We start from the raw sequence: 12574 nt of genomic DNA, 5'->3' as shown, positions 1-12574 counted from the left end.
TCCTGACCGTTATTGTTCTGCTCTGGGCGCATTTTACACAGAAAACAACCTGTAGCGCCAAGAAATTATGAGATCAGCGCGCGTACCCGTTGGCTCAACCAGTCCAAATCCGGGTCGTGCAGTCCGATTTCGCTCAAATGCGCCGTTGTATTGAACAGATATTCGGTGTTTGGACCCATCCCGCCCACCGCGCGCGACATAATTTGCGCCTGCTCTTCCAATGGCAAACCACCGCAGTACTGAACGTGGTCACGGGCCACGACATAAACCAGCGCCTGCACCCGACGCCCGTCAACAAGATCAATGTTCAATTCGCGTTCGACATAGGCCGAAGAGATCAATTCACGCTCTCGCAGATAGGCAAGTGTCTTGTCCTCGTGACCTGCGCGCACCGCGAGGGCCACCCCTTCGCACGCGTGGTCCGGCTGTTCGTCCAGCGCGAGGACAAGACCCGGATTATCCTCGGTCCCGCGGTGATGGATCGATCGCATGCAAAACGACCGAGCGTAACCCGGTAGTCGGGCGATAACCTGTTCTGCCACTTCAAAGCCAGGATTCCATAACAGGCTTCCGTATCCAAAGACCCACATTGTCATTGCGCTCTCGCTCCTATCTTGAGATGCGTAAACCTCAATTACTGGCAAAACAAAAGAGGCAAACCGTGCGGCGAATGATCTGGATATTGCTATTTGGTGCAGCGATCTGGAGCACATGGTGGCTTTTTGCAAGTTACAACCTGTCGCGCGAGATCAACGCTTGGTTCGACGCGCGTCGTGCCGATGGATGGCAAGCAGATTTGCGCGGCGTGCACATCAGCGGGTTTCCGTTCCATTTGAATGCCACCATCGAGGCACCTGCATTGGGTGACCCGCAAACCGGTTTGGCCTTTGACGCGGGGGTGCTGACGTTCTCTGCCCCTGCCTGGTGGCCGGGGTATGTCACACTGGATTTGCCTCAAGACGGCATCAATTTTGCGACGCCGCGCGCAAAAAGCACGCTATTCATTAAATCTGGCCGCGCCGAGATGCGCCTGCATCCAGGCGAGGCGTTAGAACTGCAAAGCCTCGTTCTGAGTAGTGCGGCGTGGCAGGTTGATGTCTTTGGCGACAGAAAGCTTAGCGCTGACGGGCTCGATGTCACGCTGACGCAAGACGCCGAAGAAGCCAGCGCTTACCGCCTGACGGCAAGTGTTGCGGGACTGCGCCCCGCTGCAACGGCCCGCACAGCCTTGCGCGTGCCGCAAGCTGTGCCGGAAAGCTTTGATAGTCTGCAATTGGACTTGAAAGTGCGTTTGACCCGCCCCATCGATATCCAAACGCTTGAAGTATCGCGTCCGCAACCGCAACAATTCGATTTGACGCTGGCAGACGCCACTTGGGGCCCGATGCAACTGCGCGCGGCGGCATCCCTGCAAATTGACGATCGTGGCCTTGCAAATGGTGCGATGTCGTTTCAAGCGCGCAACTGGCGCGGTATGCTTGATTTGTTGGAAAACGCCGACTTGCTGCCGCAGCAGGCAAGACCGCAATTCGAAAATATTTTGGGTATGATCGCGAATGGTGGCGGCAACGCTGACGCATTGGACATCGCCTTTGAGGCGCGCGACGGGCGGTTGTTTCTGGGCTTTATTCCTGTGGCACAGTTGGCTCCGGTGCGCATTCCCTAGCGGCAGTAGGTTCCGGACCGGTAGCGGGCCGTGTCAAAGTGAAAGTGATCCTTGTGGAACCGGTCAGAGTTGGGGCCCAAAACCGTACCGAATGGACCACAAGCACCAGCATGCAGCTTGCGCATGATTTGCGCGCTGGTCGGGTCGTTCCAGCCTTTCAGAACCGTTATTTCGCGACCGTTGCGTAACTTGACCGCTGAAATGTCGATGGCCCTGCCGCGTCCGTGCTCTGAAATGCGCCCGCCGGGTTGATTATTACGCGTGCGACACGCGTAATGCGCAGCGACGCGCAACCTTTCCAGCCCACCGCCCTGACTGCGCAGAACCGGCTTGGCTGTGTTATCGACCCATTTTTTCAACGCCTTGGCGGTGGTGCAGTCCATGACAGCACCTTGGCTAAGCCCCACTCCGGACACGCTGCGCACCCGCACAGCACCTGTAACACCACACCCGCGAATGCGCCCCAAAACGCGGCCTATCTCGTCACCTTGAATGCCGAGATCCCCGCAGACAGCGCCGCGGCGACGCAGACGCGCCTGTTCGCGGCCGATTTGCTCCACGCTGCGGGGGCGTCGTGCCGGTCGCAAAGACTGTGCCATCGCGGGTTTCGACGCGACACCCGCGATGGACTGCGGCGCGCGCGCCGGTTGCGCTATTGCGCCAGAGGGCTCCAACTGCACCGGCCCACCTGCGGTAGAAGCGGGGCGTCCTACAGGGCGCAACGAGCTTTCGATTGGCGCAGCGTCAGCCAGCCCGGCACAACAAACCAGTAGCGCCGCCAAAAACCTCACGACTTGGTGCCGCGCCCGAAGTCTGGCGCGTCTGTATCCTGCCCAGCTTCAATGATGCCGCGACGGATCGCGCGAGTTCGTGTGAAATAGTCGTGCAGATGATCACCATCCCCTGTGCGGATCGCACGCTGCAGCGCAAATAGCTCCTCGGTGAATCGCCCGAGTATTTCCAGCGTGGCGTCCTTGTTGCTCAGAAATACATCCCGCCACATCGTTGGATCGGAGGCGGCGATCCGGGTAAAGTCACGAAACCCTGTGGCAGAGTATTTGATGACTTCGTTCGACGTGACACGGCGCAGATCGTCCGCAACCCCCACCATCGTGTAGGCAATCAGGTGCGGCGCATGGCTGGTGACCGCCAGTACGAGATCGTGATGATCTGCATCCATTTCCTCAACATTGCTTCCCAAGCCTTCCCAATAAGCGCGCAACCGGGCGACGGCTTCAGGGTCGCTGCCTTCGGCGGGCACCAGCAGGCACCAGCGATTGTCAAACAACTCTGCAAATCCGGATTCAGGACCCGAATGTTCCGTACCTGCCAAAGGGTGTCCGGCGATAAAGTGCACCCCGTCTGGAAGATGGGGCAACACGCTTGCCAGCACATCACGTTTGACTGATCCGACGTCAGTGAGTGTCGCCCCGTGGCTTAGCGCCGGGGCAATCTCTTCGGCGACCTTACCCATAACGCCTACCGGCACGCACATCACGACCAGGTCCGCGCCTTCGACGGCCTCGCGCATGGTGTCGCAGACGCGATCACACAGACCAATACGTCGCGCGGTTTCGCGCGTTTCCTGCGACCTGGCATATCCCGTCACTTCAGCGGACATTCCGGCACGCTTCATCGCCCAGAACATCGACGACGCGATCAAGCCAAGCCCAATCAGTGCCACGCGTTTGTAGGGTTGTTGCTGGCTCATGCGACCTCTTTGAATGTTGCGAGCGCCTGCAAGACGCGGGTCATGTCATCCGCGCGGCCCACAGTGATGCGCAACGCTTGTGGAAACCCGTACCCCTTTACCAGCCGCACAAGAATACCCGCAGCTTTCAAATGCGCATCTGCCGCCACCGCCTCTTGCTCATCCGCAAATCTCGCAAGAACGAAGTTTGCATGGCTTTCATCGCACGCGATACCAAGCTGACGCAGCCCGAGGGTCAAACGCATACGCTGCTCGGCATTTTCCGTTAAGCACTTTTCGACAAATCCGCGGTCACGCACGGCCTGCTCTGCCCCCGCAAGCGCCACAGTGGACAGGTTGAAAGGCCCGCGCAAACGGTTAAGCACATCGATGATTTGACGGGGCGCGTAACCCCACCCCACGCGCAAGCCACCCAGACCGTAAAGCTTGGAAAACGTTCGCGTCATCACCACATTGGCGCGGGCGTCCACCAGCCCCACGCCGCCATCATATCCCGGGGAGTACTCAGCATAAGCGCCGTCAAGCACCAACAAGCATGACGACGGGACCGCATCTGCAAGGCGGACAAGATCAGCTGTCTCTAGCGCTGTGCCCGTCGGATTGGCTGGATTTGCGATGTAAATCAGCCGCGTCGCGTCTGTGATCCGGCCAATAATCTCGTCGACATCGACACGCCTGTCTGTTTCAGGTGCGACGACCGGCGTGGCCCCCGCCGTTAGCGCAAAGATGCGGTACATGGAAAACCCATGTTCAGGGTACAAGACCTCGTCACCGGGACCAGCATAAGCATAGGCCAGCAGGTTCAGGATTTCGTCCGATCCGACGCCGCAGATAATCCGATCCGCATCAATATCATGTATCTCGGCGATGGCCTCGCGCAATGCGCCATGATCGGTGGACGGGTAGCGGTGCATGTTGATTGCGGCGTCTGCGACGGCCTGCGTGGCCGCAGGGCTGCAGCCGAAGGGGTTTTCGTTGGAGCTCAGCTTCAACGGTTCGGTTTGCCCGGGTATCTTCGACGCGCCTCCCTGATAAAGCGCGATGTCCATGATGCCCGGCTGCGGGCAAAGAGCGTTGGTCATCGAATTATCTCCTGTCTGGCGGACCTTAGCTTTAGCCGCTGTCACACGCCACACTCAACTGGCCAACACGTTCCGAAATAGCCACGGATCGCTTTCGTCGATGTCTTCGGGGAACAACTCCCAGCGATCCTGCAACGGTGTCCAGTCGGTGTAATGCGCCTCAACCGGACCAAGATAGGGTCGCTGCACTTCCAAGCAACGCGCGTGATCCATTTCGTCGGTTTCAACAATGCCGGCTTGCGGATTTTCCAGCGCCCATACCATGCCGGCCAGAACTGCCGAGGTTACTTGCAGCCCGGTTGCGTTCTGATGCGGGGCCAGCGTTCTGGTCTCTTCGTTGCTCAGCCGAGACCCATACCACAAGGCGTTTTTTTCGTGCCCGTAGAGCAGCACGCCCAATTCGTCGATACCTTCGACGATTTCGTTTTCGTCCAGAATGTGGTGTACCTGTTGCTGGCGACCTGAACCGAACATTTCGTGCAAGCTCAGCACTGCGTCATCAGATGGATGGTAGGCATAATGGCAGGTCGGACGAAACTCCGGCGCATCAGCTGCCCCAACGGTATAATAATCCGAAATCGAAATCGCTTCGTTATGGGTCACTAGAAAGCCAAACTGCGGCCCCGGGGTCGGACACCACGTATGCACGCGCGTAACAGCGCCCGGTCGCTCAAGCCAGATCGCTGCCTGACAGCCCGTGTCATAAGAATGGGCGTTGTCCGGCATCCATGTCTCATGTGTTCCCCACCCGAGTTCCGCAGGCTGAAAGCCCTCTGAGATGAAACCTTCAACGGACCACGTATTTACAAATGTCCCACGCGGGCGCGGAACCTCTCGCGCTTGCGTGTCCCGCTCTGCGATATGCACACCCTTGACGCCGAGCGACTGCATCAAAGCGCCCCACCCCTTGCGATCAACCGGAACAGTTGCATCGTGGCCAGTGTCGCGCGCAAGGGTCAGCAATGCCTCTTTCACAAACCAACTGACCATGCCCGGATTGGCGCCGCAGCACGACACCGCCGTGGTACCGCCGGGATTGGCCGCCTTTTCATCGCGCACCTTCTGGCGGAGCGCGTAATTGGTGCGCTGCGCATTTTCCGTAGTCTCGAAATAAAAGCCTTCCCACGGCTCAACGACTGTATCGATATAAAGGACGCCCAGTTCGCGGCAGAATTTCATCAATTCCAGACTAGAGGTATCGACACTGAGGTTGACGCAAAAACCCTGACCTTGGCTGAAGAGAGCCCCAAGCACATCGCGGTAATTATCTTGCGTGATTTTCTGCGCGATATGGCGCACACCTTGCCCCGTAAGCGTTGCAGCAGCATCCGCATTCGGCTCGATCACCACCAGCTGTTCTGGATCGTAGTCAAAATGCCTCTGAATTAGAGGCAAAGTACCGCGCCCGATCGACCCGAAGCCAATCATGACAATGGGGCCTTCAATCCGCCCGTATGTTGGATATGTGGACATGAACGCCTCCTGATTATCTTGCGCGCGTGTCGCATGACGAGGAAGGGTGCGTCAATGCCGGACGCCTGCGCTATCAATTGGCACCGGAAAGGATTTGCAAACACGATTGCTGCGCTATTTTGTTCGGAAGGCTACCGCTGTGAAATCGAAAGGGGGAATAGAATGAACAAGCTTCTTGCAGTTGTTCAGATCGCTTTGTTGCCAACCGGCGCTCTGGCTCAGGAAATTGCGGACACGATCTGGACTGGTGGGCCTATCCTGACGATGAATGATGCTGCGCCGCGCGTCGAGGCCGTGGCAGTCAAGGATGGTCGCATTCTAGCAACCGGCGATCTCGCAGCGCTCATGGCGCATCAGGGGGCGGACACTGTCCTGCAAGACTTGGACGGGTATACAATGGTCCCCGGCTTTGTCGACAGTCACGGGCATGTTGTTATGGGCGGTCTGCAGGCGCTTTCGGCAAACTTGCTGCCACCACCGGACGGACCCAATACCGACATCGCGTCTTTGCAAAAGACACTGCGCGACTGGGCGGAAGCCAATCCCGAAACAGTCGAAAGCATGAACCTTATTATAGGGTTTGGCTATGATGAAAGCCAACTTGCTGAAAAGCGCCCGCCGACCCGTGAAGATCTTGATGCGATCTCGGTTGATACGCCAGTCATCATCGTACATCAGTCCGGCCACTTCGGCGTGGCCAACTCAAAAACTCTGGAGTTGGCAGGCATCGAAAAAGGCACGAAATCCCCGCCCGGAGGCATCATCCGCGTTGATGAAAACGGGGAACCGACGGGTGTTTTAGAGGAAAACGCATTCTTTTCGGCGTTGGTCCCGCTATTGGGCGGGCTGGGCATTGACGGCATGAAGTCATTTGCGCGCGCAGGGTCGGCCTTGTGGGCTAGCTATGGCTATACGACCGCGCAGGAAGGGCGCGCCTCACCGGATGTGGTCGAAGTGCTCAAAGTCGTGGCTGCCGAAGGCGATATCACGATTGACGTTGTGGCCTATCCGGATGTTCTCGTCGCGCGAGACTTTATCGCAGCAAACGTATCCGACGCCTACATCAACGGCGTGCGGGTCGGCGGCGCCAAACTGACGATTGACGGCTCTCCGCAAGGTTTCACCGCATTGCGCGACAGGCCCTACTACGACCCCGTCGGCGACTATGCTCCCGGCTATGCGGGTTATGCCTCCGCCAGTATGGAACAAACGCAACAGGCGGTCAGCTGGGCCTATGAGAACGACATTCAGATCATCACGCACGCCAACGGTGAAGGCGCGTCAGATATGCTTATCGCCGCACTGGATACCGCGCAAAAAGAGTATGGGCAAAAACCGACCCGTCCGGTCCTGATCCACGGACAGTTCCAGCGCGAGGATCAGGTAGACAGCTATCAGCGGCTTGGTGTCTTTCAATCCGTGTTTCCAATGCACACGTTTTACTGGGGCGACTGGCATCGCGATCATACTGTCGGACCGGCGCATGCAGACAACATCTCGCCCACAGGCTGGATCAGACAGCGTGGTTTGATGTTTGGCACGCATCATGATGCACCGGTTGCATTCCCAGACAGCATGCGCGTCCTGGACGCAACCGTCACCCGGCGCACACGGACGGGTGATATTCTCGGCCCAGAACAGCGCGTTGATGTCATGACCGGACTGAAAGCGATGACGCTATGGCCTGCGTGGCAACACTTTGAAGAAACGGAAAAAGGATCGATTGAACCGGGCAAGCAGGCTGATTTCGCGATCTTGACGAAAGATCCAACTGCCGTGGATCCTGAGACGATTGACCAAATCGACGTCGCCATGACGGTGAAAGCGGACAAAGTGATCTTTCAGGCGTCACCCGGCGAGAAGGAAGGCCGTTTTCGGCGCCCGCCATTCGCGTCTGACCCGGTAACGGCGCATATGTTTATGCATGCAATCTACCAAGGTATCAAAGTCGAGAAACCCTGGCTTTCGAACGCGCGCCGTTTTGATCGGTGAAATAAAAAAGGCCGTGCTGCACCAGCACGGCCTAATGTAATGTTGTTCAATCGAACTCTTAGTTCTTCGCGTAGAATTCGACGACGAGGTTTGGTTCCATCATGACCGGATAAGGCACATCGCCAAGCGACGGCGTGCGCACGAAGGTCGCGGTCATCTTGGAGTGATCCGCTTCGATGTAATCAGGTACGTCACGCTCTGGAAGCTGTGTGGCTTCGATGATCGCTGCCATTTGCTTGGAACGGTCCCGAACTTCGATCACGTCACCTTCTTTGACGCGGTAGGATGGGATGTTCACGATCTGGCCGTTTACGCGCACGTGCTTGTGGTTCACGAACTGGCGTGCGGCAAAAACAGTTGGAACGAATTTTGCGCGGTAAACTACAGCGTCCAGACGACGCTCAAGCAGACCGATCAGGTTTTCACCGGTATCGCCCTTCACACGCTCGGCTTCGGCATAGATGCGACGGAACTGTTTTTCCGTCAGATCGCCGTAATAGCCTTTGAGCTTTTGCTTTGCGCGCAGCTGGATGCCGAAATCGGACAGCTTGCCCTTGCGGCGCTGGCCGTGCTGGCCGGGGCCATATTCGCGGCGGTTTACGGGTGATTTGGGACGACCCCAGATGTTCTCGCCCATGCGGCGATCGATTTTGTGCTTGGCAGACGTGCGTTTTGTCACGGCTGATCTCCTTCGATATAAGGCCCGAAAACAGGCGATGAAGGGCGTTGTCCTCTGGATTTCTCCTGACAGGCGATCCCTCGCGGGAGCCACCAACACCAATGAAGCCGCGCTTATACGCGCCACGCGCACAGAGTCAACGCCCCATATCCGCTATTTCTTCGTAGCGGTGGCAGGTCACGAGATGATCATTGACCATGCCGACCGCTTCCATAAATGCATAGACGATTGTCGGCCCACAAAACTTGAAGCCCCGCGCGCGAAGATCCTTGGAAATCTGTAGCGATAGCGGTGTTTGCGTCGGCACGTCGGATTGGTGCCGGAAAGCGTTTTGCAAGGGCCGCCCGTCCATGTAATTCCATAAGAACCGGTCAAAGCCCTGCTCCGCTTCGATCTCGCACCAAACCCGCGCGTTTGTAATCGTGGCTTCGATCTTGCCACGGTGGCGGATAATGCCGGGATTGCATAGCAGTCTTTCGACCTCCGGCGCGCCCCAGTTGGCGATGATAGCAGGCTCGAACCCGTCGAATGCCGTACGGAAGTTTTCGCGTTTCTTTAATATAGTGATCCAGCTTAGACCCGCCTGAAAACCATCGAGAATCAATTTCTCCCACAACGCGCGGCTATCGAACTCTGGAACGCCCCAATCGGTGTCATGATAGTCCAGATAAATTTGGTCCGGACCAGCCCAATCGCAACGGGTGATCATGTTTTCCCCTTAAACTTCAATATCTTTGGCTTGATTAAAGCATATGCAAAATTAGAACAAAATAGGAATATTAACTCGATTTTAGGCTCTGTGCGGTCAATGTGACGACATCAAGTCAGCACGAGGATCAACATGCCTGGACCGAACAGAAAAGCACTCGCAGATGTACCAGCGGGCAGCGACAGCCCTCTCGCCTTTGCCGTCTCGTCACGAGATCGCGAAACCATTTCAATGGTCACGGCTGCGGTTGAGCATAAACAGGTATTGTTGGCGTATCAGCCAGTGATGCAGGCACGCGACCAAAGCAAGGTGGCGTTTCACGAAGGGCTTGTCCGCGTATTGGATGCATCTGGCCGCGTTATACCGGCCGGTGCATTCATGGACGCGATCGAAACGTCAGAGTTGGGGCGCAAACTGGATACCCTCGCGCTGGGATTGGGATTGCGCGCGCTCAATGACAACCCGGATTTGCGTTTGTCGATCAACCTATCGGCCCGGTCGATTGGCTATCTCGCATGGAACAAGACGTTGGATCGCTGGCTTAACCGCAACCAGACGATTGGCGAAAGGTTGATTCTGGAAATTACTGAAAGCTCGGCCATGACCGTTCCGGAACTGGTGATTGACTTCATGGACCGGCTTCAGGTCAAGGGCATCTGTTTCGCAATGGACGACTTTGGCGCGGGCTATACTGCGCTGCGGTATTTCAAGGATTTCTATTTTGACGCCATCAAAATCGACGGGCAATTCATTCAGGGGATTTCACGCAACCCGGACAACCAGGCGCTCACTTCCGCTATGGTCACTATTGCCAAGCATTTCGACATGCTCACAGTTGCCGAATTTGTTGAATCTCAGGCTGACGCAGACGTGCTGGTGAAATTGGGGGTGGACTGTCTGCAAGGGTATCACTTTGGTGCCGCAACGACGCGGCCGGACTGGATTGCGCAGAAAAACCTCAGCAACGCGGTTTAATGGCAGACGACACGGCGTAATCGCGCGGGCACGCGCGTTTGCGCTGCTGTGTCACAGGCGCAGCATGTTGCTGCTCCGAGAATCATGCTTTATGGGTTGCCCTCGTTGAAAAACGGACTAAGCGCGCTGGCTCGCGGCGCTGCGGTTCGCTCACAATTGGCAAAGGACCATATCATCATGACGAATGTCGTTATCGCATCCGCTGCGCGTACTGCCGTTGGCAGCTTTGGCGGTTCCTTCGCAAACACGCCGGCCCATGACCTGGGCGCAGCCGTTCTTTCTGAACTGGTTTCTCGCGCAGGTATCGATGCGGCAGATGTGTCTGAAACCATCCTCGGTCAAGTACTGACCGCCGCACAGGGCCAGAACCCGGCGCGTCAGGCTCATATCAACGCAGGTTTTCCGCAGGAAAGTGCCGCGTGGGGCATCAACCAGGTGTGCGGGTCAGGTTTGCGTGCCGTGGCCTTGGGCGCTCAGCACATCCAACTTGGCGACGCGGACATCGTTGCCGCCGGCGGCCAGGAAAACATGACACTGTCTCCACACGCAGCGAACCTGCGTGCAGGTCATAAGATGGGCGACATGAAATACATCGACACAATGATCCGCGATGGTCTGTGGGATGCGTTCAATGGATACCACATGGGGCAAACCGCAGAAAACGTCGCCGAGAAGTGGCAAATCAGCCGCGAGCAGCAGGATGAATTTGCTGTCAGTTCGCAAAACAAGGCCGAGGCTGCGCAAAAAGCCGGCAAGTTTGCCGACGAAATCGTGCCTTTCACTGTGAAGACGCGCAAAGGCGACATTATCGTCGATAGTGATGAATATATCCGTCACGGTGCAACAATCGAAGCCATGCAAAAACTGCGTCCGGCCTTTGCCAAAGACGGTTCGGTGACTGCTGCCAACGCATCGGGGCTGAATGACGGCGCTGCTGGCGCTCTGCTGATGTCTGCAGACGAGGCTGAAAAGCGTGGCATTGAGCCGCTCGCACGTATCGCCAGCTATGCGACAGCCGGTCTGGATCCCTCGATCATGGGTGTCGGCCCGATCTACGCCAGCCGCAAGGCACTGGAGAAAGCGGGTTGGAAGGCTGAAGACCTCGACCTCGTCGAAGCCAACGAAGCTTTTGCCGCGCAAGCCTGCGCCGTGAACAAGGACATGGGCTGGGATCCGGCCATCGTTAACGTCAACGGCGGTGCCATTGCCATCGGTCACCCCATCGGTGCATCTGGCGCACGCGTACTGAACACCTTGTTGTTCGAGATGAAGCGCCGCGACGCCAAAAAAGGCCTGGCCACGCTGTGCATCGGTGGCGGCATGGGCGTTGCCATGTGTCTTGAGCGCCCCTGATCCAGATCAAGGCGGTGTGGAAACGCGCTGCCTAAACCCCAAACATCCCTTGACCGCCGCGCAACATCAGCACGGCGGTCTTAAATCAAAATTCCAGAAGACCTGGAGGAGTATCTACTATGTCACGTGTCGCACTCGTCACCGGAGGCAGCCGAGGTATCGGTGCCGCAATTTCCAAGGGCCTCAAAGACGCAGGCTATTCTGTTGCGGCCACTTACGCCGGCAATGATGAAGCAGCTGCAAAATTCACCGACGAAACCGGAATCAAGACCTACAAGTGGAATGTCGCGGACTACGGCGAATCCGAAGCTGGCATCGCCAAGGTCGAAGCCAATCTGGGCCCGGTCGAGGTTGTAGTGGCTAATGCAGGCATCACCTGGGACGGCTTTTTCCACAAGATGAGCCCAGAACAGTGGCAAAAAGTAATCGACACAAACCTCACCGGCGTCTTTAACACGGTCCGCCCGGTATGGCCTGGCATGCGCGAGCGCAAGTTTGGCCGCGTCATCGTGATCAGCTCGATCAACGGGCAAAAAGGCCAAGCGGGTCAGGTCAACTACGCCGCGACCAAAGCGGGCGATCTGGGCATCGTCAAATCGCTGGCTCAGGAAGGCGCGCGTGCTGGCATCACGGCCAATGCTGTCTGCCCGGGCTACATCGGTACTGAAATGGTTCGTGCCATTCCCGAAGATGTGCTCAACGCAAAGATCATTCCGCAGATTCCCGCAGGTCGTCTGGGCGAGCCAGAAGAGATCGCGCGCTGCGTGACCTTCCTTGCATCCGACGATGCTGGGTTTATCAACGGATCCACTATTTCCGCGAACGGCGCACAATTCTTCGTGTAAGCGCATCGCTCGCTCAAAGTGCAAAAAAGGCCAGTTCTCACGAACTGGCCTTTTTTCATCCCGTAAGAAAGCTGCAGTCAATCAGCGGG

The 12574-nt window shown here is 57.2% G+C and carries 11 protein-coding genes and 1 pseudogene; 5 read left to right on the top strand and 7 right to left on the bottom strand.

Annotated elements, in window-relative coordinates; translation table 11 throughout:
* Positions 1-65: 65 nt before the first annotated feature.
* Complete coding sequence (locus AC2D8V_RS04180; protein WP_484732254.1) at positions 66-596, bottom strand: gamma-glutamylcyclotransferase; 531 nt, start codon at positions 594-596, stop codon at positions 66-68.
* 23 nt (positions 597-619) lie between these two features.
* Between AC2D8V_RS04180 and AC2D8V_RS04175 the strand changes: the two are divergent.
* A pseudogene (locus AC2D8V_RS04175) lies at positions 620-1585 on the top strand (DUF2125 domain-containing protein); the annotation flags it as partial.
* Positions 1586-1662: 77 nt separating this feature from the next.
* Here AC2D8V_RS04175 and AC2D8V_RS04170 read toward each other — a convergent pair.
* From AC2D8V_RS04170 to AC2D8V_RS04155, 4 genes are read right to left on the bottom strand one after another with little or no spacing between them, the layout of a single operon-like run.
* Entirely contained in the window at positions 1663-2457 is a 795-nt protein-coding gene (locus tag AC2D8V_RS04170; RefSeq protein ID WP_484732253.1) for an extensin-like domain-containing protein, read from the bottom strand.
* On the bottom strand, positions 2454-3377 hold the full coding sequence (locus AC2D8V_RS04165) for a prephenate/arogenate dehydrogenase family protein (RefSeq protein WP_484732252.1): 924 nt from the start codon (positions 3375-3377) through the stop codon (positions 2454-2456). The genes AC2D8V_RS04170 and AC2D8V_RS04165 overlap by 4 nt, the downstream gene beginning before the upstream one ends.
* The gene (gene hisC / locus AC2D8V_RS04160; RefSeq protein ID WP_484732251.1) at positions 3374-4459 is read right to left on the bottom strand and encodes a histidinol-phosphate transaminase; all 1086 of its coding nucleotides are present in this window, start codon (positions 4457-4459) and stop codon (positions 3374-3376) included. The genes AC2D8V_RS04165 and hisC overlap by 4 nt, the downstream gene beginning before the upstream one ends.
* Before the next feature lie 54 nt (positions 4460-4513).
* Positions 4514-5932: a homospermidine synthase gene (locus tag AC2D8V_RS04155; RefSeq protein ID WP_484732250.1), complete on the bottom strand. Its 1419-nt coding sequence runs from the start codon at positions 5930-5932 to the stop codon at positions 4514-4516.
* A 162-nt stretch (positions 5933-6094) separates the two neighbouring features.
* Here AC2D8V_RS04155 and AC2D8V_RS04150 point away from each other — a divergent pair, with 162 nt between their 5' ends.
* Positions 6095-7924 (top strand): amidohydrolase, encoded by a 1830-nt coding sequence (locus AC2D8V_RS04150; protein WP_484732249.1) that lies wholly within the window; start codon positions 6095-6097, stop codon positions 7922-7924.
* Between the two features lie 58 nt (positions 7925-7982).
* On the opposite strand, the gene rpsD is transcribed toward AC2D8V_RS04150, so the two are convergent.
* Together rpsD and AC2D8V_RS04140 are read right to left on the bottom strand one after the other, a co-directional pair.
* The gene (gene rpsD, locus AC2D8V_RS04145; protein ID WP_484732248.1) at positions 7983-8603 is read right to left on the bottom strand and encodes a 30S ribosomal protein S4; all 621 of its coding nucleotides are present in this window, start codon (positions 8601-8603) and stop codon (positions 7983-7985) included.
* Positions 8604-8739: 136 nt separating this feature from the next.
* Positions 8740-9312, bottom strand: coding sequence for a DNA-3-methyladenine glycosylase I (locus tag AC2D8V_RS04140; protein WP_484732247.1), 573 nt, complete (start codon positions 9310-9312; stop codon positions 8740-8742).
* Positions 9313-9444: 132 nt separating this feature from the next.
* On the opposite strand from AC2D8V_RS04140, the gene AC2D8V_RS04135 reads away from it, so the two are divergent.
* From AC2D8V_RS04135 to phbB, 3 genes are all read left to right on the top strand, one after another.
* Positions 9445-10287 carry an EAL domain-containing protein gene (locus AC2D8V_RS04135; RefSeq protein ID WP_484732246.1) on the top strand — a complete coding sequence of 281 codons (843 nt, stop codon included), beginning with the start codon at positions 9445-9447 and terminating at the stop codon, positions 10285-10287.
* A 177-nt stretch (positions 10288-10464) separates the two neighbouring features.
* Entirely contained in the window at positions 10465-11640 is a 1176-nt protein-coding gene (locus AC2D8V_RS04130; RefSeq protein WP_484732245.1) for an acetyl-CoA C-acetyltransferase, read from the top strand.
* 119 nt (positions 11641-11759) lie between these two features.
* On the top strand, positions 11760-12485 hold the full coding sequence (gene phbB / locus AC2D8V_RS04125; protein WP_484732244.1) for an acetoacetyl-CoA reductase: 726 nt from the start codon (positions 11760-11762) through the stop codon (positions 12483-12485).
* Positions 12486-12574: the final 89 nt, after the last annotated feature.

This window comes from Roseobacter sp. YIN89, assembly GCF_057219365.1.
This window is presented reverse-complemented; position numbering and strand designations above follow the sequence as displayed.

What these genes read in the sequence shown, in the direction of transcription:
- hisC (WP_484732251.1), bottom strand. Translation starts at nt 4,459, where the DNA reads ATGACCAACGCTCTTTGCCCGCAGCCGGGCATCATGGACATCGCGCTT.
- AC2D8V_RS04155 (WP_484732250.1), bottom strand. Translation starts at nt 5,932, where the DNA reads ATGTCCACATATCCAACATACGGGCGGATTGAAGGCCCCATTGTCATG.
- AC2D8V_RS04165 (WP_484732252.1), bottom strand. Translation starts at nt 3,377, where the DNA reads ATGAGCCAGCAACAACCCTACAAACGCGTGGCACTGATTGGGCTTGGC.
- AC2D8V_RS04150 (WP_484732249.1), top strand. Translation starts at nt 6,095, where the DNA reads ATGAACAAGCTTCTTGCAGTTGTTCAGATCGCTTTGTTGCCAACCGGC.
- AC2D8V_RS04130 (WP_484732245.1), top strand. Translation starts at nt 10,465, where the DNA reads ATGACGAATGTCGTTATCGCATCCGCTGCGCGTACTGCCGTTGGCAGC.
- AC2D8V_RS04180 (WP_484732254.1), bottom strand. Translation starts at nt 596, where the DNA reads ATGACAATGTGGGTCTTTGGATACGGAAGCCTGTTATGGAATCCTGGC.
- AC2D8V_RS04135 (WP_484732246.1), top strand. Translation starts at nt 9,445, where the DNA reads ATGCCTGGACCGAACAGAAAAGCACTCGCAGATGTACCAGCGGGCAGC.
- phbB (WP_484732244.1), top strand. Translation starts at nt 11,760, where the DNA reads ATGTCACGTGTCGCACTCGTCACCGGAGGCAGCCGAGGTATCGGTGCC.
- AC2D8V_RS04140 (WP_484732247.1), bottom strand. Translation starts at nt 9,312, where the DNA reads ATGATCACCCGTTGCGATTGGGCTGGTCCGGACCAAATTTATCTGGAC.